This is a genomic window from Finegoldia sp. BIOML-A1 (assembly GCF_009678325.1).
GTDB classification, from domain to species: domain Bacteria; phylum Bacillota; class Clostridia; order Tissierellales; family Peptoniphilaceae; genus Finegoldia; species Finegoldia magna.
This window is the reverse complement of sequence record NZ_WKZF01000004.1, coordinates 121,307-146,990: the sequence shown is the minus strand read 5'-3', so window position 1 is coordinate 146,990 and position 25,684 is coordinate 121,307. Positions and strand designations below refer to the sequence as shown.

Annotated in this window: 17 protein-coding genes and 2 pseudogenes; all 19 read right to left on the bottom strand. The window is 30.8% G+C overall.

Going from position 1 to position 25,684, the window contains the following annotated elements:
- Positions 1-104 precede the first annotated feature (104 nt).
- Positions 105-761: a DNA-binding protein gene (locus GKG00_RS05560; protein ID WP_154254643.1), complete on the bottom strand. Its 657-nt coding sequence runs from the start codon at positions 759-761 to the stop codon at positions 105-107.
- 43 nt (positions 762-804) lie between these two features.
- Positions 805-8,448 (bottom strand): helicase-related protein, encoded by a 7,644-nt coding sequence (locus GKG00_RS05555; protein ID WP_154254642.1) that lies wholly within the window; start codon positions 8,446-8,448, stop codon positions 805-807.
- Position 8,449: 1 nt separating this feature from the next.
- Positions 8,450-9,400, bottom strand: a complete 951-nt coding sequence (gene dcm, locus GKG00_RS05550) for a DNA (cytosine-5-)-methyltransferase (RefSeq protein ID WP_016502693.1) — start codon at positions 9,398-9,400, stop codon at positions 8,450-8,452.
- Positions 9,393-11,114 (bottom strand): DNA topoisomerase 3, encoded by a 1,722-nt coding sequence (locus GKG00_RS05545; RefSeq protein WP_154254641.1) that lies wholly within the window; start codon positions 11,112-11,114, stop codon positions 9,393-9,395. Before GKG00_RS05545 ends, dcm begins: the two co-directional genes overlap by 8 nt.
- Positions 11,115-11,206: 92 nt before the next feature.
- Entirely contained in the window at positions 11,207-12,190 is a 984-nt protein-coding gene (locus GKG00_RS05540) for a nucleotidyl transferase AbiEii/AbiGii toxin family protein (protein WP_154254640.1), read from the bottom strand.
- Positions 12,183-12,794 (bottom strand): DUF6088 family protein, encoded by a 612-nt coding sequence (locus GKG00_RS05535; RefSeq protein WP_154254639.1) that lies wholly within the window; start codon positions 12,792-12,794, stop codon positions 12,183-12,185. The genes GKG00_RS05540 and GKG00_RS05535 overlap by 8 nt, the downstream gene beginning before the upstream one ends.
- 73 nt (positions 12,795-12,867) lie before the next feature.
- On the bottom strand, positions 12,868-13,731 hold the full coding sequence (locus GKG00_RS05530) for a CD1107 family mobile element protein (protein ID WP_154254638.1): 864 nt from the start codon (positions 13,729-13,731) through the stop codon (positions 12,868-12,870).
- A 14-nt stretch (positions 13,732-13,745) separates the two neighbouring features.
- On the bottom strand, positions 13,746-15,329 hold the full coding sequence (locus GKG00_RS05525) for a stalk domain-containing protein (protein ID WP_154254637.1): 1,584 nt from the start codon (positions 15,327-15,329) through the stop codon (positions 13,746-13,748).
- On the bottom strand, positions 15,316-15,555 hold the full coding sequence (locus GKG00_RS05520) for a hypothetical protein (protein ID WP_001080402.1): 240 nt from the start codon (positions 15,553-15,555) through the stop codon (positions 15,316-15,318). The genes GKG00_RS05525 and GKG00_RS05520 overlap by 14 nt, the downstream gene beginning before the upstream one ends.
- A 14-nt stretch (positions 15,556-15,569) precedes the next feature.
- Positions 15,570-18,149 (bottom strand): annotated as a pseudogene (locus GKG00_RS05515) (NlpC/P60 family protein).
- A 7-nt stretch (positions 18,150-18,156) separates the two neighbouring features.
- Positions 18,157-20,580, bottom strand: coding sequence for a VirB4-like conjugal transfer ATPase, CD1110 family (locus GKG00_RS05510; protein ID WP_154254635.1), 2,424 nt, complete (start codon positions 20,578-20,580; stop codon positions 18,157-18,159).
- Positions 20,471-20,881 carry a PrgI family protein gene (locus tag GKG00_RS05505; RefSeq protein WP_154254634.1) on the bottom strand — a complete coding sequence of 137 codons (411 nt, stop codon included), beginning with the start codon at positions 20,879-20,881 and terminating at the stop codon, positions 20,471-20,473. The genes GKG00_RS05510 and GKG00_RS05505 overlap by 110 nt, the downstream gene beginning before the upstream one ends.
- A 1-nt stretch (position 20,882) precedes the next feature.
- On the bottom strand, positions 20,883-21,173 hold the full coding sequence (locus tag GKG00_RS05500) for a hypothetical protein (RefSeq protein ID WP_002838520.1): 291 nt from the start codon (positions 21,171-21,173) through the stop codon (positions 20,883-20,885).
- 9 nt (positions 21,174-21,182) lie between these two features.
- A complete protein-coding gene (locus GKG00_RS05495) occupies positions 21,183-22,046 on the bottom strand; it encodes a VirB6/TrbL-like conjugal transfer protein, CD1112 family (protein ID WP_000466917.1) in 864 nt (287 codons plus the stop codon).
- Between the two features lie 10 nt (positions 22,047-22,056).
- Positions 22,057-22,272, bottom strand: a complete 216-nt coding sequence (locus GKG00_RS05490; RefSeq protein WP_000394203.1) for a Maff2 family mobile element protein — start codon at positions 22,270-22,272, stop codon at positions 22,057-22,059.
- A 1-nt stretch (position 22,273) separates the two neighbouring features.
- Positions 22,274-22,585 carry a hypothetical protein gene (locus GKG00_RS05485; protein WP_002839977.1) on the bottom strand — a complete coding sequence of 104 codons (312 nt, stop codon included), beginning with the start codon at positions 22,583-22,585 and terminating at the stop codon, positions 22,274-22,276.
- A 195-nt stretch (positions 22,586-22,780) separates the two neighbouring features.
- On the bottom strand, positions 22,781-24,250 hold the full coding sequence (locus GKG00_RS05480; RefSeq protein WP_001105422.1) for a PIN-like domain-containing protein: 1,470 nt from the start codon (positions 24,248-24,250) through the stop codon (positions 22,781-22,783).
- Positions 24,251-24,267: 17 nt separating this feature from the next.
- Entirely contained in the window at positions 24,268-24,804 is a 537-nt protein-coding gene (locus GKG00_RS05475) for a ClbS/DfsB family four-helix bundle protein (RefSeq protein WP_001258251.1), read from the bottom strand.
- Between the two features lie 61 nt (positions 24,805-24,865).
- A pseudogene (locus GKG00_RS05470) lies at positions 24,866-25,663 on the bottom strand (TraG/TraD/VirD4 family protein); the annotation flags it as partial.
- Positions 25,664-25,684 lie beyond the last annotated feature (21 nt).

The window sequence follows — 25,684 nt, the reverse complement described above, 5'->3', positions numbered from 1 at the left end:
TAGGAGGTTTTTTGTTGGTTTTTCATCGCTAAAGCTATACTGAACCCCCAGTCTAACTGGGGGTTTTCTTCTTACAATAAAGGCAGTCCGAAGACTGCCGATATTTATCTCTCTGCACCTTTGCTATGGTCTTTCTTGTTTGATTTAGTTTTGTCATCTGTCTTAAAGCTTTTTATTTGCCCTAATATGGACTTTTTATCCTTGCCTTGACTCTTTACTTGTTCTTTTGCTTTTAAGAGCTTAGAAGACAAAATACGAACATTTTTATGTTCTTTTCCTTTGTTGTCAATGCTTGTTTTTACTTGACCAAATATTTTAACAAAATCTCCTTGTTTTAGGTTCTCTAAATCTTTTGTCTTATCTCCATAGGCTGAACAATTCGTATAAATTTTATTCCCATCGTCATCTTTTGAAACAAGAGAAAAATTACTTACTTTGAACTTTTCTCCATTAGCATTTTCTCGTTCAAGATTTTCTACTTTGCCAGCTATATTACCCACGAGATTTATGAGGTCATCTTTTTCTTCAAGTTCATTGGTATTTTCAACAATCTTACCTTGTTCTTTCATATCATCAATCATATAGTCAAAGTCATCATTTAATAGACCTGTTGTGTCTTTGATCATAAATAAAACATAGACTTCTTCAAGTGCCTTTTCATCATTAACACCTTTTTCTATACTCACAAGTGCTTTTATAAAATCCTTGTAATTATCATTCATCATTTCTTCTAAGTTTTCTCTAATATCTTTGTATTCCATAATTTCCTCCTTGTACTAAATAAGGAGAGCTTTTAGCCCTCCTCTACCTTTCTTGTCCTTTTTCGTTTTTTTCTTGATTTTTATCTTTTTCTTCTTCAGATTTAAATTTTGATATTTGTCCTAATATTGATGGCTTCTCTTCCCTTGCGTGAAGATTATCCTCTACATCATAAGTTGATTCAAAGTAATCACTATCTTTAAAATCATTGTCATACCTATCTGGTATTCCATCATTGTCCAGATCTTTTGCTAGTGGATCATAGAAGTTTCCATCATCATCTATTTCTAATCCTAAGGCTTGTTTTAAATCTTCTTCATCTACTGCTACCAGATCATCAAAACTAGACATCTTTATGGCTTCGGTCATATCTTTAATAGCTTGTGAGTTAGATATATCTTCCTCTACAAAAGATTCTGTTCTAATAGCTACATTATCTACATACTGAGTCCATGTTTTTTCTTCCAAATTTACCTCATATTGAATAGAATGCTTACCATCAGGTGTTTCTGTATAGGCAAGTCCTATATGACTTAAATCAGGGTATAGTTTGTCGAAGTCTTCATAGCTATTATATTCTGAAAACTCATAGTTAGAATAATCAACTATCGCCCTCTTTAAATCTTCTAATAATGGTGATTGGTTTTCTAATTCTTCTACTTCTCCCATATCTAAAAGTTTATTAATCTCAGCTAGTCTTAGTGTCTTATCCCTTAACTCATCTGCTTTTTCAAATGGTTTAGTTAATTCTACTTTGGCATTTTCTAAAGATTCTTTATAATTTTCTAGGTTTTGATTTAACCTTTCAAGTCTTGAAGGTATTTTTTCAATGGCATTATCAAGCCTTGTTATATTACCATCAGTAGAGTTTGAAAACTCTCCAAAGTATTCTGCTTTTCCTAGAAGTTTAAAAGTGTGAGTATTGGTCATAAAGTTATATGAAACTTGTAAGTCTAAATTTCTATATTTACCAATGACCTTACTATCATTTATCTTTACCTTTTTTATTTCTTCTAGTAGCTTCTCTCCAGCTTCTTTCTTATCTAAAATTTTATTTGCACCAAGACTAATTGAAGTAAATTTGCTATCCCCTTCTCCTAATTTTTCAACACTTGCAATATCTTCTTTAACTGCTTTTATTTCCATTTCAGTTTTTAAAATACTTTGGGGATAAATCTTATTTACCTTATCTTCAAGCTTATATTTATTAGACTTGTAGTTTGCTTCCAGCATTTTTAGTTTTGTAACTTCGTTATCTAAATCCATCTTTTCTTTAATTAGAGGATTACCAGTAGCTAAAGCCTTAATTTCTGAATAAGATAGACTTGCTTCATCAACATCTTCAGCAACTCTTACTGGAGTTTTTGAAGTCATAATTTGGGATATGAATTTCTGCTTATTCTCTATTGTCTGCCACAAATACGCATCGAAGGTATTCTCAGTTACATATCTAAATATATTTACCTTATCATTTTCATTACCTTGACGAACAATTCTACCACTTCTTTGCTCTAGGTCAGATGGTCTCCAAGGGACATCTAAATCATGTAAGGCTATTAGTTTATTTTGTACATTTGTACCTGCTCCCATTTTTTGTGTAGAGCCTAATAATACTCTTACTTCTCCTCTTCTTACCTTGGAGAATAGTTCATCTTTTTGTTTGTCTGTATCTGCTTCGTGGATAAAGGCTATTTCTTCTTTAGGTATTCCCATATTCACTAGCTTATTTCTAATATCATCATAAATATTAAATTCTCCATCTCCTTTTGGTGTGGACATATCCGAAAATACTAATTGAGTCGATGAATCTTCTTTTGTCTTATCCCAGATTGAAAAGATATTTTTAACACATACATTTACCTTTGAATTAGGATCATCTGGAAGTAATGGATTTATTAATCTTTGGTCAAGGGCAAGTTTTTTACCATCATTTGTAATCTTTAGCATGTTATCTTCTGTTGGTTCGACTTGGTTGTTTCTAACTGCGTCTGCTCTTTCTGAAATAGCTTCTAATATTTCTTTTTGTTCCTCAGTAGGTTTTGTTTTAATAACTTCAAAATTTGCTTCTGGCACTGGCAAATTTAACATATCTGAAGTCTTTATATCTGCTACTTCTTTAAACATGCTCATCAGTTCTGGCAAGTTATAAAACTTTGAAAATCTTGTCTTTTGCCTATATCCAGTGCCTTCTGGAGATAATTCAAATGTGTTTTCTGTTTCTCCAAAAGTAGAAGCCCAGGCATCAAAATGTTCTAATCCTCTTGTTTTTAAATCGTCATATTGAAGGTATCTTTGCATTGTATAAAGCTCTGTCATTGAATTTGATATTGGTGTACCAGTAGCAAATACAACTCCCTTACCATCTGTCATTTCATCCATATACCTACATTTCATATACATATCCGAAGACTTAAAGGCTTCACTCTGACCGATACCCGCAACATTTCTCATCTTTGTATGCAAAAATAGGTTTTTGTAATTATGAGCTTCGTCTATAAATAACTTATCTACTCCTAGCTCTTCAAAGGTTATTACATCATCTTTTTTAAAATCATCATTTAGTTTTTCCAGTCTTACCAAAAGCTTCTTCTTTGTCTTTTCCAGTTGTTTTACTGTGAAATTTTCCCCTCTATTTCTTTTATTCTCATCAATAAAGGAAACTATATCGTCTATTTGGTCTTGTATATGTCTAACTTGGTATTCCTTAGACATTGGTATTTTTTCAAATTGAGAGTGTCCTATGATGACTGCGTCATATTCTCCCGTTGCAATCCTACCAATAAATCTTTTTCTATTTTTCGGTTGAAAGTCTTTTTTATCGGCCACCATAATATTTGCTGACGGATATAATTGCATAAACTCTCTACCAATTTGAGTAGTTAGATGGTTAGGAACTACAAATAATGATTTACTTGCAAGTCCTAACTTTTTAGATTCCATAGCAGAAGCTACCATTTCAAAAGTTTTTCCTGCTCCCACTACATGGGCAAGTAGTGTATTTCCACCATAAAGAGTCCTTGCTATGGCATTTTTTTGATGTTCTCGTAGTCTGATTTCAGTATTCATTCCATCAAAAGTTAAGTTAGATCCATCAAATTCTCTATTCCTAATAGAATTGAATTTTTCATTATAAATTTTTTCTAGCCTATATCTTCTATCAGGATCTTCAAATATCCAATTTTTGAATTCTTCTTTAATCAGTTCTTGCTTTTGACTTGCAAGCATAGTTTCTTTTTTGTTTAATACAGAAGTCTTAGAACCATCATCATTTATTACTTGGTCAAATACCTTTGTATCTTTTAGATTAAGAGCATTTTCAATTAGCTTATAGGCATTCACTCTACTTGTACCATAAGTCATGTTAGCAAGATCATTAGTTGAGTCAACACTTTTACCTTCAATGTTCCATTCACTTGTATTTGGTGAGAACCTAACATTTATATTCCACCTATCATAGCCAGGTGTTTTTAAAAGATTAAAAGTAAAGTCTTCTATATCTTTCTGAGGTATCCATGTTGCTCCTAACCTTACATTTATATCAGAAGCAGTGAGTTCTTCAGGCATAACTTCTTGTAATTTTTCTCTTTGATATTTGAGTTTGCCTAACTCGTTTAATAATGTGTCTTTCTTTTCAGAAGGTGCTAAATCTATTACATTTTCGATTTCTCCGATATATGAATTGAGGTAGCCAATTTTTTCTCTAATATTGCCACTTAAATATTCATCAGCTGATACATATGAAAAATGAAAGGGATCGTCATTATTAAAGTTTTCAAAGGGCATTCTGTTATTTATTAGGTCTGTATCCTTAATATCTAAAAATATCTCGCCCTCAAGCTCACCAATTAAGGTATCCCTATCTTTACTTGTGATAGATTCCATATATTCAAAATCTACATATCCTTTTTGTGAAACAGATAAGACTAAAGCTTCAAGGGAAGTATCTACATGATCTACTACTTTTGCCTTTGTTATTGTTCTTTTTGAGAATATATCACTCTTAGCTTTGAAATTATCCTCATCATCAAGTATTTCTATTGATGAAACCAAAGGAAAGTTTGAGTCTTCCTTTAAGGCTCTAGTGTTTGATAAGGAGTTAATAAAGCCATGTTTCTTTGAAAAGTTATCATAGACTTCATTTAACTTTGCTTGTGATTCTTTTATTTCTTCATCTGAAAAATCATCCTTTTGCTTTTCTATTACATCTTTCAAAGCATTCATTACATCAAGATAATCTTTTATTTTTTCTTTATTTTTATCTGATATATTCTGCTTAATTAATACTGAGTTTTCTCTTAGGTAGACTTCTTCGTCAATAATAGTGTAAGAAAAGTTTTTAACATCATCTGTTGCTGGAAGACTTAATTCTTCATCTTCCAATAGTTCGACCTCTTCATATTTTGAATTTGAAGATATTTCCTTACTTGCAAGATCCATTAAATCCTTTAGATTTTCGTTTTCTTTTTCATCACAAGTAATTGTATTTCCAAATCTACCAGATACTTCTTTCATATCTCCTAATACCATTTGAGGATTATCTACAAAATATTTGTTGTAAGTCAAACCCTTTTTATCAGTTGATAGGTGTATCCAATCGTCATCTCTTTCTATAACTGAATCTCTCTTTTTTAAGAAAATAATATCTGAAGTAACTTCTGTACCAGCAAGTCCTTTAAATGTTTTATTAGGTAGCCTCATAGCTCCTAAAAATTCACACCTTGCATTAATATATTTTCTAACAGATTCATCTTTTTTATCCATAGTTCCAGATGATGTTATGAAGGCAATAATTCCTCCATTCCTAACCTTATCTATTGACTTTGCAAAAAAATAATCGTGAATCAGAAAGTTATTTCTGTTATATTCACGATCGTTAACTTTAAAATCTCCAAAAGGAACATTTCCTATAACTAAATCAAAAAAGTTATTTGAGAAGTTTGTCTCTTCAAAGCCTTTAATTTGAATATTAGCTTCAGGATAAAGTTCTCTTGCTATTCTTCCGCTTAGGCTATCTTTTTCTACTCCATAGATTTTAGACGCTTGTATTTCACTTGGCATATTACCAATGAAGTTACCAACTCCTGCAGACGGTTCAAGGATATTTCCAGTCTTAAATCCCATATCTGTTAGGGTCTTATATATCCCATCCATTACCTCTCTAGGTGTATAAAAGGATGTTAGAGTAGACTCTTTAGCATTCAAATACTCTTCATTCGTTAGATTTTCCTTTAAAATATTCCTTGCTTCAAGCCATTGTCCTCCTTTTTCTTCATCAAAGACATCGGAAAGACCTCCCCAACCTAAATAGTCAGCCAGATAGGCTTGCTCATACTCTCTTGGACTCCTATTTTCATTTTCAAGTCTTTTTAGCATTTTAATAGCTTTTATATTTTTATCTAGCTTTTCTGATGGTGTAAGGTATTCTGAGTAGATATGATTTTTCAAGTCATAATTTCTAGCAAAACTTAGCTTTTCCTTATTAGGTTCATAGCCTAGATTTTTTAAATCCTCTTTACCCCTCAATAAGTTTTCGGCTGCTTCCCTTGGGACATCATACCTATCCATCATTTGGTCAATTTCGGGATTGTAGTTATCAATAAAGCTTTCTTGTTCTACTTGTCTTTCAATTTGATTTTCATGCTCAGGTAATTTGTATATCTCATAATTTCCACTATCTAAAAGGTCATCAATCTTTCTACTTTCTTCAAATGTTTCGCCCTTATATAAAGAAAATTCTTCTCCATTAACTTCTACTTTAGTTTCTGTTTCAATTAAGTTAATTCCACGAAAAGCATTCTCATTTTCTAAAATAAATTCTTTTCCAACTTTTACTGCTAGTTTTTCTGATGTTTGACTTAGATTTTCAAAGATTTCTTCAAGGTATGAATCGTTTCTATATGGAATTACTTCCGAACCCCTAATCATACCTCCCATATATTCCATATTATCTCTGATAGTTACAGTTTTAAGTCCTCCACTTAGTTCATCAAAATCTGTAATAGTAAAGTCTTTATACTTATATCTAACCTGATCACCTATCTTAAACTTAGGCTCTATCTTTTCCTTAACTTCTTCTTGTAATGATTTTTCCTCACTTAATGCAACTTGTTCTTCTAAATATGAAAATTCACGCTCATTTACTTCTTCACCATCACCAAGGTCAATCCTATAATGCTCGACAACTTCGCCGTCTACATAGTGGTCAAAATAGAATTTGAAATATCCGATATAATCATCAGTCATTTCTCTAAATTCATTTTCTCCAAGAGTTTGATTATGGTATTTAACATCAATATCCTTTTGTCTTAGGACATTTATTAATTCTTTGGTTACTATCTGCGCACTATAATCGGGAACTAATTCGTGGTTTTCATTAAATTCTACAATCCAGTAATCTTTTCTGTTTTCAGTGGTTTTGCTATCAAAAAAAGAAGCTTCATCAGCTTCCTTTTCTTGGCTTATTTCATTTTCTAAGCTTCTACGTATTCCTTGATTGCCATTTTCTTCACTGTTGCCATCAAGTTGTTCATCTGTCCTTGATATTCCTCTGGATTCTCTCTCATCATCTTCTCTGTCAATCCTTGTGCTTTCATCATCTTGACTTTCTCTCTCTTGATAAAGTCCACTGCCTGATTCTGAATTTCTTTCAGATGGTTCAAAAGTGTTTTCTCCTCGTACATTTCCTGAAGTTTCTTCCAGTTCTCCATGTCCTCGCTCCCTACTAGGTAAGACAGTCTTAGAACTGCGTATGTCGGATTCGGATATCTCTCCATAAATTCCAGATCCTTCTCCATCATGTCCAAGGTTTTCTCTTCGATCTTCATCGCTATTTCCTCTGTCGCTTCCATCTGTGAAAACTCGTCCATCTCTACTTCTTGACCTATCATCTCGTCTATATAAATCATCTTGACCTCCTCTATCTTCATTTATATTTTCTATATCTCTATTATAGTCGCCACCAGCCCTTTCTGTCAGCAGCCTAGCTCGATCCATTTCCTTAGATTTTTCTATTGTTCTATCTATAATATCTTCACTAACCCTTGATATTACAAGACCTATCTGCTCTAAAGAAATTGTATTAATCCTAGAAAAATTATTTTTTAAATTTTCCATATCCATAGGGTAGGCTGTATTAAACCTATTAGCTACCGCATAGGATATTGAGTCCCTCATAAACTTTTCAAAACTAAGTCTATCCTCTATATCTATCCTTAAATCAGCAAGAGCCAAGTTAATATATTCATCTCCATAAATTCGACTCAAAGAAAATATATTTTCATTGAGTGAATCACTAGCTTCAAATGAAGAATTATTTATTATTTCTTTTAAAGCCTCGTTATGGTTTTCGTGGTCAAATTGCCATAAGCTAACCTCATTAATATTCCTATCCATTGATGTGGTCTGACTAATATCAAAAATATATGAAACTTTTTTGTTTATATCACTTCCAACTAAAATTGGAATGCCCTTTTGACCTCTCATAACAACTCTGCCAAAATATTTTTTCCACATTTCAAAAGTCGCACAAGCTCTAGCTTCAGGTTCTTTGTTATATATACTTAGTTGGCTAGAAAAATCATATTTTTGATTGTTACCTACAACCTTTAAGAGTTTTAAATATTCTTTTTCATCTTGTAACACTTCATATTTTATAGCTTCTTGTATATTCTTAAAATCATTTACTTGCATTTTATACCTCCATTCTATGAATTTCTTTTATAATAGCCATTAAAATATCGACCACAATAGAATTGCCGGCCTGCTTATATAGTTTACTTGAAGTGCAATTTTTTCTTCTTGGATGTGCTTCTTCTAGTTTGTTAATATCACTGTCATCAAAACCCATTAGTCTTAAACATTCTCTTTCTGTTAAATACCTATACTGACCATTTCCAATATCTATTATTCCAGAATTAGGTACTCTCATCTGTTTTGTAGAAATAGTATAAGAAAAATCTTTAATCACTTTTAGTCGCCCTCTAAAACTGTTATCTATACCTTTATTTAAAAATTTCAGCATATAAGGTTGGGTCATTGTATAAAGTTCACTTACATCCTTTTCAAAAAATTCACTTAGTGGTCTTGTTTCTTTCCTCTCCAATTTATTAAAAGAAAAGTTATTTGCTCCAAGACATGAAACAACAAATATCCTCTCCCTTTTTTGAGGTATCCCAAAGTCCATTGCATTTAAGATTTTATACTTGCTTTCATATCCTAGGCTCTCTAGCTCTTTTAGATAAATAAAAAAGGAGTCCCTCATATTTCTATCAAGGACTCCCTTTACATTTTCCCAAATTATCCATTTAGGTTTGTCTTTCATTTCTTTAATTATTCTAATTGTTTCAAATAGTAAGCTTGATCTAGTTCCTGAATTCTTTGCTCCTCCCTGCTTTTTTCCTATTCTTGAAAAGTCTTGGCAAGGACTTCCATGCATAACTAAGTCTATCTTCTCATTAGGAGCTTTATATCCTACTACTGATTTTGCTTTATAATCTTCTCCATAAAGTGCGTTGTATGATTTAACACAAGCCTTATCTATTTCTACATAATCAACAACTTCATAAGGTATCTTTAAATTAATAAAAGCCTTTCTAATAGCACCTATGCCGCCGAAAAGCTCTAATATTTTTACCTTATTCATTTAGATTATTCTTGTACCTATCTACAAGCTCCTTTATACTATCTTCTATTTCTCTTAAAAAGTCTTCTTTATCAACTTCGCCAGAGCTAATCTTTGCAAGTTTCATTTCCCATTCAGATGTTGTTTCTGCTGATTTAAACTTATCCTCTACAATCGATACAAGTCTATTGCCTTTTTCTGTTACAAGTAGATTTTTCTTATCTCTTCTTATAAGATCCTTATGGATAAGATTTTCGATAATTCCTGCTCTTGTAGCTGGTGTTCCTAAGCCTTTTCTTTCTACTTCTATAGCTTTATCCAAAGATTCTACTCCTGCATTCTCCATAGTCTTTAAAAGTGTATCTTCATTATAATGACTTGGGGCTTTGGTGAATTTCTCCGATATATTTTTAGAAGTTAGCTTAATTTTATCTCCAGTCTTTATATCTGGTAATTCATTTTTTTGTTTTTCTTTTCCATAGCTCTTTAGATACTTGGTATAACCTTCATCGATTATAGTCTTGCCACTTGCATTGAAGTTAAATTTATCATATTCATATCTGATTTTTCTACTAGATTCCTTTAAGTTATCCGAACATGAAGCAAGTAATTTATCCTTAATTAGATTATAGATTTTGCTTTCTTTATCAGATAAATCTTTGGCTTTTCCAATACCTGATATAGTAGGAATAATCGCATAGTGGTCTGTAACCTTAGATGAATTAAAAATAGACTTAAAGTTTGATTCATTGATTTTAAAATCATCTTCAAGTCCTTCTAATAATTCTTTCATAGTATTAACCATATCATCGGTTAAATATCTACTATCTGTTCTTGGATATGTGATTAGCTTCTTCTCGTACAAGCTTTGTGCCAGGTTTAAAGTGTCATTTGCTGAATATCCAAAATATTTATTCGCTTCTCTTTGTAAGGTAGTGAGATCATAAGGCTTATCTGGTTTTGTGCTTATTTCTTTATCTTCTATCTCTGTAATAACTATTTCATCTTCTAGTAGATTTAATAGTTGCTCTGCAACTTCAATTTTATCAATCCTATCTGATACAAGTTTTAATTCTCCATAAGATAGGTCAACTGTATAATATTTTTGCTTCTTAAATAGGTTTATTTCGCTATCTCTTTTAGCTATTAAATATAGGGTTGGTGTTTGTACTCTACCAACTGAATATGTTTCCTTGTAAATGCACGAATAAAGCCTGCTTAGATTCATTCCTACCAACCAATCCGCAATAGATCTTGCACTTGCCGATCTATATAAGTCTTCAAAGTTTTCTCCGCCTTTAAGATTTCTAAAGCCATCTTCAATAGCTTTGTTTTCCATTGAAGATATCCAAAGTCTTTGAATCTTCTTTTTACATTTAGCTTGATTATATACAAGCCTAAAAATAAGTTCTCCCTCTCTTCCAGCATCACAAGCATTTATAACTGTGTCGATGTTCTTATCGTTTAAAAGTATCTTTAAAACTCCATATTGTTTCTTAGTGCTTTTAGATACTTCATAAATATATTCTTCTGGAATTATAGGAAGAGTGTCTATTGTCCATTTCTTCCATTTTTCATTGTGTCTTTCTGGACTTGCCATTTGAATTAAATGACCGACACACCAAGAAACAATATATCCACCTCCCTCATAATATCCGCTTTTTCTTGTTCTTGCTCCAATTACTTTTGCAATTGTAACTGCTACACTTGGCTTTTCTGCTATTACTAACTTCATTAATACCTCCATAAATAAAAAAAGAGCGAAAGATTTCTCTCTCGCTCAAAGTATTTCTCCTGAATATCATATTCTTTTCGGGAGAATTCTACTTACTTATTAATTTCTTTTTCTAGTTCTTGAAGAACTTTTATAATCTCTTCAAAGTCTGGATAGTCTCCATAAATCATTTCTGCCATAGCCTTATAATCTTTTTCTATTTCAGAAAATCTGTACTCTCTTGGGACTAATCTTAATCTACCATTTAGTGCTTCTTCATACTTTGCCCACTTCCTAGGATAGAATTTCATTTTAAATTCAGTCACCTTTTTTAATAAATCCTTGTCCTCTGAGGCTTTGTTTTTAAAATCTGAATTTGCTATTTTATATAGGTCATAAAAGTGTCTTGCATACCTATGTGGCATAGGAGAAGATTCTGGTCTATTCGCTTCATGATGAAGTATAGTTGCCTTTTCCCAAAAGGTTCTCTCTGCTGATACTGTTCTTATGCAAGTTTTTTCTTTAAATACATTTGGATAGGCTTCTCCAATTATTGGTAATATTTCAACATCGATTGCAGGTGTCCATGCTGCAAGACTTCCTATTTCGAGTCTTATATTTTGTGTTAAATAATTAGATTCAAAGATTTTAGGATATTTACATAGAATTGTTTGTGGATCAAGACTATCAACCCAAAATTCAAAGTCCATGTCATTTAAATCTTCTTCTAAAACTTTTAAAAATTCATCTCTTAAAAATACTTCTGTCTTTTCATTAACTGCTTTGTTGAATTTATCTTGCTTGGTATTTGACCTTTCTATCCATGGTTCTTTTTCTTCATAACCTAATACTCGCCAATCTAAGATTAGATCTATATCTTCAGAAAATCTTTCTATAAGTCCAAAACACTTTGACAGTGATGTGCCACCCTTAAAAGTAAAATATTCTTTCCATTTATTTTCATTAAATAGATAGTCCAAGATAAAAGTAACCCAATAGTCTTTTTCAATGACTGCTTCAGATATATTTTTCTTTCTGGCTGTATTTACTATTAAAACTCTTAAGTCTTCTTTGTCTTCTATATAAAACTTATTCATTTTTGCCCTCACAAATTTCCCTTATTACTTCATATACCCATGCAGGAACTGATTTTGATTCGTTCATTAAGTCTATTCTTTCTTTTTCAGTTAAGTTTTCTCTTATCTTTTGTATAACTTCTCTGGTTATATCTTCTTTACCTAAAGACTTAATTGCTTGAATAACTGTTGCAGTCTTTAGGGACATATTGGCAATCTCTCCTGGATTTACTTTTTTAAATTCTAAAATTGTATCTCCAATTTTATATTCTTTATATCTTCCACTAGATATATATTTATAATGTGTTGGTACTTGTGTTGAAAGTCCTAATAGGTTTAAGGCTGTGCTACTATATGGTGCAATATTCCAATTGTATTTTCTCGCTATGGCAAGTGCCAACTCGTGAATTGATACTGCTTCATATTCTCCAATTAACTCACTGTATTTTGGATTGTAATAAAAACCATCGATGACGCGCTTGATTTTATCTTCATCTGCTAATCTTTTTAGTATTTGTCTAACCGTAGCATTAGATGCAATATCTAAAAAGTCATTAGCAAAAAATACTTTATGTGAGTCAAAATCATTTATTTTATCTGATATTTTTTCTGTATATGAACTCATTACAATCCTCCTTTGTCACGGATATTGTATCATATTCGTGACAAAAATTCAATTGTACTTAATTTTCATATCTTTATAATAGTTCATCGTCATCATCATCTAGTGATTCTTCATTACTTTCTTCATTATCGTCATCATCTTCTGACTCACTAATATAATCCTCATCATCTTCTTCAAAGTCTTCCAACATTTTGTCTTCTTTAGCTTTGACTACCTTAAAATAATATCCTGCTCCTATAACTCCTCCAATTACAAGTGCAACAATTAGAAATGAACCTATCCCGCTTTTCTTTTCTTCTTTTACTGGAACAGTCTTAGGTTCTTCTTTTTTTACTTCTTCTTTCTTAGGTTCTTCAACCTTTATAGTATTTTTATCTTCTGATTCAATCATATTAAGTAGGTCTTGCTCTCCTACTTCTGTTAATAACCTTACATTATCTTGATTTGATGAGTGATCCACTATTAGGTGCATAGTTTTTCCACTTTTAGTTTGAAAAGTTAAGAATTGTCTTACATCTACTGGATTTTCTTTATCTTTTTCTGTGTCTCCACTTGGTGTAATATCTTTTCCGTTCCTATCTACATTTTCAATTACTGAACCTCTTGCCTTATTCTCTTGTGTTGCAAGATTATTTACTGCCTTTGTATTACCACCTTTTACAAGTGGTGTTTTCTTAGGAGGATTATTTGAAGGCTTGGTTGCTTCACTTGTATTTCCTGGTATTCTTGGAACATCTTGATAAGGAATTTCTTCTTTTGATGGTGTAAAAACATCATCTTTCAACATTTTTTCAAATTCTTCTTTTTGTGGTTCATAGATTGATTCGTTTTGACTTTCTATCTGTCCTTCATTTGTCATAGCAAATGTAGTTGCTGGTACTGTAAATGTAAAAAGGAGTAACGCTATGGCTACTCCTCGTTTAATGCTCTTATTCATTTTTCTATCCTTTCTTATTTTACATTTTTAAATACATAGACTGCTTTTCTAGCATTGTCCCATTCTATTGTTTGGTTTTTACCATCTTTAATATCTCCATGACTTGCTCCGAAAGCTTTAGCAATATTTGAAATTGAAGCATGAATTCTTCCATTTATAATCACTGGCTTAACATCTGAATTGTAGACCTTTCCATCTGAATCTTTCATAACACCAGTATCAATATTTAGTCTTAATGTCTTTTTAGCTAAGATATTATTCTCTTTGTTTGAAAAAATGGCTTCACGAGTAGAGTTGTCATACTCAACATTAAAACCTAGAGTATAAGCAATATATCTTACTGGAATCATAGTTCTTCCATGATCTACATAAGTTTTTACATCCATATAGACTGTTGTCTTACCATCTTTATTGATAATGTTATAGAAGTTTTTGTCTACTTGAAAAACTGCAAATTCTTTTTCATCTTTAACTTGTTTTTTGCCTTGTTGTTCCTCTTGCTTTTTCATCTTGTTAAGATCAAATTGATTTAGGATATTCTTGTCATCAGCTTTCAAAATTTCGTCCCACTTCTTATCTTGAGATTTCTTATCTTCTTTCTTCTCTTTGTTTTCTTTTTGAAGTTTTAGAAGTTCATCTAATTTCTTAGATAAGTCTTGGTTTAGGTTTTTGTCTTTTTCATCTTTAGCTTGTTTCTCAAGTTTTTCTTTCGCTTTTTTATTTGCTTCCTCGATTAACTTCTTTGCTTCTTCAATTTTCTTATCTAATTCTTCTTTTAGCTTTTTAATTTCTTCTTCAGAAGCTTTTTGTTTTTCTTCTAGCCCTTTAATTTTCTCTTCTAATTCTTTTTTTGTATTTTCAGAAGATTCTTTTAAACTATCAATAGCCTTTTGAAGCTCTTCAATTTTCTTAAAGCATTCTGACTTAGTCTTTTCTGTTTCTTTCTTTTTATTCTCTAATTCTTTTATCTTATTATCTTTTTCATCAAGAGCTTTTTCTAAGTCCTTAATTTTATTATCTTTATCCTCAATTTCTTTAGTCTTCTTTGCAAATTCCTCTTCTAAAGACTCGAGCTTTTCTTGCATTTCTTTGATTTTATTTTCGTTTTTGTCGGTCTTTTCTTTCTCAGCTTCTAACTCCCATTTTGTAGATGAATAATCTTCTTTTAGTTTTACATTTCCATCTTGTAATCTTTTTAATTCATCTTTAAGCTGAGTGATTTCTGCTATTAGTTCATCATTATTGGAGTTTTTAAGATCCTCAATTTCTTTTTCCAATTGAGCAATCTTATTGTCTTTATCTCTAATTTCTTCTTCTAGCTTAGACTTTTCTTGTTTTAGTTTTTCTCCATTATCTTTGCAAGATTCTAACTTTTCCTTTAATTCATCTATCTTTGATTGGTCTTCTTGTTTCTTATCATTTAAGTCTTTGATCTGATTTTCTAAATCACTAATTTTACTTATTGAACTTTCTATAACTTTTTTACTACCATCTGTATCATCAGCTTTAGCTAGTACATTAGTAGTTGAGGTTGATGTTAAAACTAATAAAAGAGCCATAAAAAAGGCTCTTAATCTGTTCGTATTAAATTTCTTCATTATGAATGTTCTCCTTTTCTTTTAATTTTTCTTCTCTTTTTCTATCATTAATTTTCTCCATTAATTCTTCCAAACTAATATTGTTCCTCCTAAGAGTTACAATTATTTCTTCATTTTCAACTTGTATTTCTTCATCGCAAATTTCCTTGTATTTTGCATTTAAATCTTTTAATTTCTCTTCTATTTTTTTCTTTTTGTTTCTAATACTTATAAGTTTTCTGTTCACATAATATCTCCCTTCTATCTTGGTCTTCCAAAACCATAAAAGTGCGATTTCCAATATTTTGAATTTATTGATGTGTATTGAATTGGATCTCCTGCGTGAATCATCATTCCGTTACCTGCGTATATTCCTACATGAGATATTGGAGTTCCACTGTTATATGTTGAATGAAAAAATATAATATCTCCAGGTTGAGCTTCACTTGGACTTACTGGATTACAATAGTCTTTGTATATTCTCCATGCAGTTGTTCTTGGCATTCTCTTTACTCCTGACTTTGTGAATGACCAACATACAAAACCTGAACAGTCAAAGTTAGATGGTCCACTTGCTCCAAACACATATCTTTTGCCTATATGTTTTTCTGCTTCATTAAATAAGGCTTTGGCAGTGGCTGAATCAAAAGCAAGACCAGGATTTCCAAAGTTTGGATTCTCTACTATTTCTTCTAAGTCCCCATTACCTGATCCAAAAACATCACCCATATTTCCCTTAGCTTCAAGAAGAGCTTCATAATGAACTACATTGTCTGGATAATCTTTAAATATTTCTCTAACAACTTCATCCATTTCTTTTTTCTTTAAAGTTACAATTAACTTTTTATATTCGTACTCTTCTTTTTCATAGCTAGTATAAGGATTGCCACGACTATCATATCTAGTTCTTGCTACTGTTCTTGTTCTAATCTCAATTTCTTCCTTAAAATCAAGCTTATACATCTTATCGAAAAGTTCTTTTAAAATTCCTTTTACTTCAGATGCTGACTTTACTTCTCCACATCTTGAAGTTATATAGGATAAAAGTTCATGGGTATTATGACCAATTTCTCCTTCTTTGTTTATGATATATTCGTCATATCCAGGATGACTTGTTTTTACACTTTCGATTTGTGATTGTAGGTCATACTCCATTGATGAAAATTCTTGATTAACTTCACTTAGAACTGTGTCTTGTGATAGGTATGTTGTTGTCATTACTGAGTTAACAGAGTTACTTAGTCCACTCATACCAACACTTCCACCACCAATCATGATTGATAGCATAAGACCTAGTCCTATTACTAGAAATAGAATCATCTTACTTTTTCTTATGATTAGCTCTTTAGAAGCCTTACCTAAACTTAAAATAGCTTTTTTAACTCTATCTACAAGTCTTGTTTCGTGCTTTTTAGCTATCATGCTTTTCATTTGTTTTCTCTGGTAAAACTTCTTAAATCTATTTTTCTTTATATAGGCATCTGACTTTTTTAAATCTTCCAAGCCACTTTTAAACTCCAACTTGCTTTTTCTCTTTTTTATTTTCTTATCAAGTTTAGATAGCTTTTTTAAGGACTTTTTCTTTTTGTCTAGCTTATACTTCCTTATTCCATGCTGGAGTTTAGAGCTTACATTAGCGGCCTTTTCTCCAGATTCCACACCAGTATTGTCAGATCCTGAACTTAGATAATCTCTCACTAACTCTGATGACTTAGCTCCAGATAATAAAACCCCAGAAGATAGACTTCCTTTAGTTTTATTCTTTAAGATATTATCCTTTAGCTTACTTTTAGACTTTTCAAGCTCTCCAATCTTTTTATCTGAGATAAAGTCTTTAACATCTTGTGCTTTCTTAGAATATTTCGTTGTAACTTTCTTAGATTCATTTTTTAAGTCATCGATTTTCTTGCGAGTGAATTTATCACTTTCATAATTTTTTCTCTTGTAGTAAGTCTTCTTTTTATTAACTTTCTTTTGTTCTGAAGGTTTAAGGCTTGTTTCCTTTTCATCTTTTATAAATTCTTGATTATTGTCTTTAAGCTCAGAATTGTCAAAAGTCTTATCTGTATCAACTTAGCTTGGCTTATTTTCTTTATCTATCTCTTTAGAAATTTTTTCCTTATCTATAAACTTCTTTTCTTGATAAAGTTTCTGCTTTTGCATTTTATCGATATTAGTATTACTTTCATTCTTACTTACTTCATCTTTAACAAGCTTATCTTTTCTATATATTCTCTTACTTTTCTTCGCTTCAATAGGTTTATCTTCACTTGTCTGGATTCGCTTAGACTCTCTCTCGTTAATTTTGTCTTGGAATTTATCCTTACTATGGATAAGTTTATCTTCATAATTTTTAAGAACTTGTCTTTTACTTGATGCCTTCTTATTGTTTATTGGTTGAGCCTTAGCTGAAATATCATCTGTTGTTTTTTTATTAGAATTAATATTTCTACTGTTTTCACTATCAAAATTTACTTTTTTGAAGTCTACATCTAAGTCTTCATCAAGTTTAAAGCTTTCATCTGTCCTTATTTCAAGATTAGCTTGTTTTATTTCTTCAGTCTTATATTTATTATCTAAAACTTCTTTTCTAATTCTTTCCTTGTTTTTAGTCTTCTGAAAATCTTTTAGTTTATCTTGTTTTTTATCTTTAGCTAATACATTCTCATGAATAAGTTTAGATTCTTTTTCTGAAATTTTATCTCCAAACCTATCCTTAGTCTTAATAATCTTATTTGTATAATCATCTGAATGAACAAGTTTACTATCCATATTTTTTTCAGGAGCGTCCCTATTTCGTATAATTTTCTTTTGAAAATCTTTTTTTAGTTTCTTATCCATATCACACCTACTTAGCTTCTTCTGGTTTTGTTGTCATTAGCTTATATAACATGGTGTCTTTAGGGAATTTATCAATAAATGGAACAATAGTATTTCCAAAGAATAGTAATCCCTCACCTGCATTTGAATTAGTAATATAGTTTAACTGATAAGGCGATATTTTTAATTTCTTAGCAAGAATATCTCTATCCCCAGATGCTTGATTTAACATTAGAACAAAGTCTGTATTATCAAAGATATTTTCAATTTCCAGACTTGTTAAAAGGTCTTTTACGTTTTGAGTTATAACTGTTGGAATACCTCCCCATTTTCTAAATCTTTTCCAGATTTCTACTGAATATGAAGCAGTTTGTGGGTCTTTTAATAAAAGGTGGAACTCATCTATATAGTATCTTGTAGACTTGCTTCCTCTATTAAGGGAAACCTTGTTCCAAACCTGGTCTTGAATTACAAGCATACCTATTTTTTTAAGTTGTGTTCCTAGCTCTTTTATATCAAAGCAAAGCAATTGCCTATTTAGATCAACATTTGACCTATTATTAAAGACATTAAGACTTCCCTTAACATAAATTTCCATTTCTGTTGCTAGTTTTCTACCAACTCCCTCTTCTTGAGATAGGAGCATATCGTATAAATCTCCTAATATTGGCATATTTTCTGGCTTAGGGTCTTCAAAATACTTTTGGTATATCTTTGGCAAGCACCTATCTATAACTGATTTTTCTGCAGCAGTAAGACCAGATCCTCCTACTACAAGTTCAAGCATAGACATTATGAAGTTTGCCTTATCCTTTAAAGGTGCGTCCCCATCTCCATAGTTCATATTAATATCTAGTGGATTAAGGTAGTCCTTTGACTTTGCTGAAACTTTAATAACTTCTCCATTAAATTGTTTTACAAGGTTTGAATACTCGCCTTCAGGATCACAAATAATTACATCATCGTCTGTTACAAGAATTGCATTTGCCATCTCTCTCTTTGCCGAGAAAGATTTACCAGAACCTGGTGTTCCTAATATTAATCCGTTAGGGTTCTTGAGTTTCTTCCTATCTGCCATAATTAAGTTTTGGCTAAGGGCATTTAAGCCATAGTACAAAGAATTTGCTGAATCAATAAATAGCTCTTCTGTTGTAAAAGGCATAAATACTGCCGTTGATGATGAAGTTAAAAATCTTTTTATCTCGACTTGGTTAACTCCTAGAGGTAAGACAGAAACAAGTCCTTGCTCTTGCTGATGAGATAATCTTTTCACCTGACAATTATGTCTGTTAGCAATTGATGAAATTTGAGCAATTGTATTTTCTAATTTTTGATTAGTCCTAGCAAAATTCATCATTACTATGGTAACTACAAAGAGCCTTTCATCTCTATTTTGTAAGTCAGATAACATGGACTTAACATCCGCACCAAAAGTATTTATATCTGAAGGAATAATATCCATATCATATCCAGCACGAACTGCTTTCTTTTGTTCTTCAATTTTCATTCTGTCTAGGTCTGTATTTTTTCTTTTAATGAGTTTAATAGCTTCTGCTTGTTCAACTACATCTATATGAAAAGCTACATAAATATTGTCATCAATATCTAAAAACTCAGATAACATTCTGTCTGATAACTCACTTGCAAGTATTTGAAAATGACTTACTGCTCCAATGAATTTCCCAAATTTAAAATTATTTGCTGGTGCAAAATTAAAGATATTGGGAGTTATATGTGATTTTGTAGACTCTTTTTTCTTCAAATCTTTATATGAAAAATCAAAGTTCTTGTCTGGATTTAACATATCGTGAACAAGTCTTAATCTTTCTTCGCCATCAAGACTCTCTGCTCTTACTCCCATAGATTTAAAGTTAGATAAAATATCTACTTCAAGTCTATTTAACTTTGCCCTTGCTTGCTCTAGATTATCGGCTTCTGTTGTAAAGGTTATATACTTCATCTTTTTAAGTCCGTTATTTCCCTTTGCAAGTTGAAGCTTTAACATCTCCCTAAATTCTTTTCTTACATCGTCATAAAAGTCTCCCTTATCAGCAATTTTAATTGCATCTTGTAGGTCTCTATTTCTTCCTAATTGATTTACATATGAAAGTTCAACGTGGACACTTGGATCAAAAGAATTTAAAAAGTTGGCAAATTGGTTAAAGATTAAATCTCTATCTTCTTCCAATGCCAACTGGTAATTTATATCTTGAAATGAAATTGTCTTCGAATAATTTTTTTCATCTAACTGGCAAATGCCCTCTGGTAACATTCTTATATATGGAATAGTATCCTCAACTGTATATTTCTTTTTCTCTTTCTTTAAAAGTACACTTAGAAGACTATTTGTTGGATCTTTCTTTGTTTTTAGCCTTCTTACTTCCTTTCGGTCTTTTTTTAATTGTTTTTCCCTTAGATTTAAGTCGCTGATTTGCTTTTTTCTTTGCTTCAATGTATGCCTCCTTTCTTATTCTCTTAGTTGGTTGATAAAACTTATGAAGATAGAAAAATTTAAAATATTTTTCAAAAGTTAAGGTATCTTTTTCATATAAGGTTATAAAAAAGATTGGCAGGGTTACTATTAGCATTACAATAATTGAAACATCATTAGGTAGATATTTCTTCATAAATAAATAAGTTGGTATGCCAATTATTCCTGCCACAGAAAAACCTATAAGTTGTCTTTTAGTTAAGTTAAAGGCAACCTTTGTTTTAATCTTATCCAAATCTTTTGGTATTGGTACATATGCCATTTTAATCTCCCTCTACTTCTTCTTTGGAAAGTTCAAGTATATGGTCATAATTAGATGTTGTTTCCTCTTCTAGGTAGCTAATTCTTTCTTCTAATTCTTCTTGTTTTTCTTCATTTCTGTCATTGTATTCTCCTTGATACATAACAAATTCATTGTGACATCTTCCGAGTCTATTTATTCTCCTCTTTAAGTTTCTAATCTCTTCATTTCTTTTTTTCTCTTTTAAGATTTCATAAGTTCCTCCTAATAAAATTCCAAGTCCCAATAAAGCACAATTTTTCTTTTTTAACATTTATTCCTCCTAGTGCGTATTCATAATACTTTTTGCAACTGTTCCACTCTTAAACATCATAAGTCCAAGTAGTAGAGCATATCCTAATATACTAAACAAGCTTGCGTGAATATCTGTAATCTGTACCGTCCTTATTAAAACGGTGTAGATACCTAAACATATCATCAAAAACAAACCTTGTAGTCCCAAGGCAAAAAGTCCCTTGATATAATTTGTTCCAATCTGACCCCATTCTTTATTTCCCATAGTCGCAAATGGTATGGATGATACTGATGAGTAGACATATATTTCAAACATACGCCCATATACTATTAATGTAATAGTTAAAGATATACATTGAATTGCAATCCTTACAAGGCTTGTTTCAACTAGTATCATTAAAAGCTCACCTATTTCTTTTTCTTTTAATGTATCAACCATTGCAACTATCTGATCTCCTGAAACAGTGGCAGAAGTAGTGATTACCCCTGCCGCTTTGTTTACAAGATTTTGTGCCACATCAAAGACTGCCATTGAAAATTCAAAGGCATGGCTTGCAAGGTAGACTGCTATAAACATCTTTATAATGTATTTGAAAAACTCAAAAGTATCTGTATCGTGCATATTATTCTTTTGCATAACCATATTTATGAGTTCAATACATAAAACTGCTGTTATGATAAGACCTGCTATTGGAACGATCACATTATCATTAATGTTTTTTATGAAGTTATACACTTCTCCATTCCAACCCATTGGTGTCTTCCCAACATCAGTTGCAATAACTCCTACCTTGTCATTTATATCTAAGAACATGGACTCAAGATTTGCTTTGATACCTCCGAGTAGCATATCCTTAAAAAATTCAGTTAGCTTGTCAAAGATACCAAACATAGACTTTCTCCTATTTTAAAGCATTTGCAAGTAGTGGAATTAATTTAATACCGATTAGTACAATTCCCCCACCAGCCATAAGCTGCTTAATACCTTGAGATTTAGCACCAGGGTTATCATTACCATAACCTTCCATTAAGTTAATAACTCCCCATGCTCCTAAACCTGCACCAATTGCAGTTACAAGTGTCTTTAAAACTCCAACTCCAGCTGTAAAAAATTCCATATTATTCCTCCTCGTTTTCTTTCTTATTTTCTATTTTATTTAGTGATTTAACTATAAAATTCTTGTAGACCTTATCTCCTTTTTTGTTTTCTTTGAAATATCCAAAGACATGGATTAGATCTCCTTTATCTAATTCTTTTGCACGTTCGCTTTTTTCTCCGTAGACTGAACAATTTATATATTCTTTTCCTTTACCATATTTTTTAATGAGAGTAAAATTTGCTACATCTACTTTTTCTCCATCTCTTTCAAATTCTGATAATTCCACTTCTTTAACTAAATTTGCATTAATATTTATCATTTCTCTATCCATTAATTTCTTCTCCTTAATCTATAAATTTCAATTAAAAAAGCGACTGGATCTATTTATTTCCAATCGCTATACATTATTCCTTATTAAATTGTTCTAAGTAGGAGCTCTTATCCTTAACATCTTAACCTCCTAATTTTGAGTATAAAAAAAGCAGTAAACTTTATAATTACTGCTTTAATAAAATATCCTATATTATTAATCATTAAATGAACAATCTCGACAAATACCACCTACATCTTCTCGCCTATCCTTAAATCCCTTTCCACATTTAGAGCAAATAAATGCATAATCATTATTGTAATTCTCCTCTTCTAAATAAGAGTCATCGTAGTCTTCTTCATTTTTGTTTATAGAATCTTGATCTATCTGAATTTCAATTATTTCAATATCTGTATATTCTTTATCATTATTAATATAAAAAGAATCTTCTTCGATATCATCTTTATTAATTAATCTTGTGACATTAACTATGACACTTCCACTAAATTCTTGTTCTATTGGTGGTGATTGTATGACTTCTTTTGTATCATCATCACGTCCCCAATAATCAAAGGATACACAACTTAAATTTATTAAATATTCTAGCTCATAAGTTATACTAACAATCTCGTCTGTAAACTCTTCATAAGTATCTAATATCTCATTGAATTCACAATTATTTATATCTAATTCTTCAATACCCTCACTTCCAATAACATACGATTCTAGATAATAATAGTTGTTATTATAAATACTGTCAACTATATCATTAGAAATATCTTGTTTTACTCTTTCTACATATGACACATCTTTTCTATTTAAATCTACATAAACATTAAAATCATATCTATCATATACTTTTGAAGCGAAATTCTGAAACATTCCTGTTGTTAAAAATTCAATATTTACATTTGGATTTTTTTCTTTAAATTCACTTAATAATTTATCGTGAACTACTAAATTATCTTGACTATCCTTACTCCACCAGTCTTCTTTTATATCATTCGTAATAAAAATAATATCTTTTACTGATTTTTCAACTGGTAAATCTAATATCTCTTTCCAAACAAATAAATCTCCAAATTTTTCAACTCCATCTTTATTAATGTCCTCATATCCAGGCGGAATTTTATATTTATACCTAAGTTCACCCTCTCTAATAATTTTTAATTGTTCACTAAACCTTATCCTATTACCTATCCTATTATTTTTTTCTAAATATGAAATAAGATTATCTATATCTTTAATTATTTCAGGAGAATCTGTTGTTATTTCATCATATTCAATACCAACACTATTTTTATAAGATTTGATTATTTGTTTTAATTCAACTAACTTGTTATTTAAATCATTCTCCAAATTTTTTCTTCCAAAATAATTATATTTAGATGATTTAATCAAGACACTCTCTAAATTTTTTTGACTCCTTTCAATTACTCTTAGTAAATCTTTTTCAAAATTTTGATACTTTTTTTTCAATTGTCCGAATACGCTATATTTATTTTTATTAAATTCTTTATACACTTGATTCGGAATCCATATTAAATCCTTACACTCCTTGAAAATTTCTAATATGTTTTTGCTACTGTATAATGAATATCGAGCTAAGTCAAGTATTACATTTGTATCTAATACTATTATAGAGGTTTTTCTATTTATTATTTTTTTAAATTTTTCATAATTCAATTAAAGCACCAACCTTATTATTTAATTACATTCACAAAATTATTAAGTTTTTTCCATTTTCTAATCTTAGTCCTAAATGTTCCAAATGGTGCTACTGTATTTACATGGATAAATTTATATACTTCCCAAGTTGCAGTTTTTGTTGCTTCATCTGCCCATTTTCTCATATGTGGTTTAAATAATTCTTCCTCTGTAAGATTATCTATCAAAGAGTAAATATCTTCTATATTCTGTGATAGTTGTTCTTTTAATTCCTTTAACGATTTATGAGCATAGGTATCTGTAAACCATTGATACAATTCTCCAAGTTGATTCCACTTAAATTTGTCAGATGGCGTTTTAACCTCAATTCCCTTTTTTTCATCTTCTTCCCATTTCAAAACTAAAGTTGTCCAACCTACTTGATAGGCAAGATTTTCAGCTGGTGTCCTATCAACTTGATCTACTCTTTTATCTTTTAATTCTTCTGGGATATTATCAAACTCTGAAATATATTTTCCAAAAGTTTTCTTTATCTCATTTTTTAATTCTTCCTTACTTTCATAAGACCTCATATGCCTACCTCCATGGTTTATATAGATATTATACCAAAAATATTTTTATCCTAGGCTTAATTCATAATCTTGTAATCAAACTGTTCCTGTTTATTTTTATTTTATCTCTATTTGTTAAATACTCTTCCACATCAAACAAGTTTTTCTTATCATAATCTTCCAACAACTTGTAATTCTTATGCTTTGTAATATCGAATTTATCAGATAGAAAAGGTCTTACTCCTCTTAACTGATAAATACACTTACCGCCATCCATTACAGTTATTTCATCTTGACTCATAAGTTCCTTGCCAGTTTTTTGGTAATTTAGACCAAAAGATTTTTGATTGGATCTTGTTTCTGATGTGTTATATAGGTCTATGGTTTCTTTTCCTAAGGTTTCAGATAATTCTTTTACTGTTGTTTTTTCTTTTCCTCCTAAAAAGAGTGTAGAGTCGCAGTTACCAACTATTGTATCTGCATGGTCTTTATAGATTGCTTTTAATTGAGATTGTGCTTGCAGTATTATGCTTGCCGATATTTCTCTTGAACGAATTGTTGCAATCAATTTTTCAAATTTAGGAATTAATCCTATATTTGCAAACTCATCAAGTAGACACCTAACATGAACTGGAAGTCTTCCACCATACACATCATCTGCCTTATCACATAGAAGATTAAATAGTTGAGAATACATTATTGAAACTACAAAGTTAAAGGTATCATCTGTATCTGATATTATTACGAATAAAGCAGTTTTTCTATCTCCAATTTTATCAAGCTCTAATTCATCTTCGCTCATTAGTTCTCTAAGCTCTCTTATATCAAAAGGTGCAAGTCTTGCTCCACAAGATATTAGAATTGACTTGGCAGTTTTTCCTGTAACAACTTGTCAAGGACT

Bases quoted from the DNA above. Each gene is read 5' to 3' on its own strand.
- GKG00_RS05495 (WP_000466917.1), bottom strand. From the start codon at position 22,046: ATGTTTGGTATCTTTGACAAGCTAACTGAATTTTTTAAGGATATGCTA.
- GKG00_RS05490 (WP_000394203.1), bottom strand. From the start codon at position 22,272: ATGGAATTTTTTACAGCTGGAGTTGGAGTTTTAAAGACACTTGTAACT.
- GKG00_RS05485 (WP_002839977.1), bottom strand. From the start codon at position 22,585: ATGGATAGAGAAATGATAAATATTAATGCAAATTTAGTTAAAGAAGTG.
- GKG00_RS05530 (WP_154254638.1), bottom strand. From the start codon at position 13,731: ATGAATAAGAGCATTAAACGAGGAGTAGCCATAGCGTTACTCCTTTTT.
- dcm (WP_016502693.1), bottom strand. From the start codon at position 9,400: ATGAATAAGGTAAAAATATTAGAGCTTTTCGGCGGCATAGGTGCTATT.
- GKG00_RS05505 (WP_154254634.1), bottom strand. From the start codon at position 20,881: ATGGCATATGTACCAATACCAAAAGATTTGGATAAGATTAAAACAAAG.
- GKG00_RS05540 (WP_154254640.1), bottom strand. From the start codon at position 12,190: ATGAATAAGTTTTATATAGAAGACAAAGAAGACTTAAGAGTTTTAATA.
- GKG00_RS05500 (WP_002838520.1), bottom strand. From the start codon at position 21,173: ATGTTAAAAAAGAAAAATTGTGCTTTATTGGGACTTGGAATTTTATTA.
- GKG00_RS05545 (WP_154254641.1), bottom strand. From the start codon at position 11,114: ATGAAGTTAGTAATAGCAGAAAAGCCAAGTGTAGCAGTTACAATTGCA.
- GKG00_RS05525 (WP_154254637.1), bottom strand. From the start codon at position 15,329: ATGAAGAAATTTAATACGAACAGATTAAGAGCCTTTTTTATGGCTCTT.
- GKG00_RS05560 (WP_154254643.1), bottom strand. From the start codon at position 761: ATGGAATACAAAGATATTAGAGAAAACTTAGAAGAAATGATGAATGAT.
- GKG00_RS05475 (WP_001258251.1), bottom strand. From the start codon at position 24,804: ATGAGGTCTTATGAAAGTAAGGAAGAATTAAAAAATGAGATAAAGAAA.
- GKG00_RS05555 (WP_154254642.1), bottom strand. From the start codon at position 8,448: ATGCAAGTAAATGATTTTAAGAATATACAAGAAGCTATAAAATATGAA.
- GKG00_RS05535 (WP_154254639.1), bottom strand. From the start codon at position 12,794: ATGAGTTCATATACAGAAAAAATATCAGATAAAATAAATGATTTTGAC.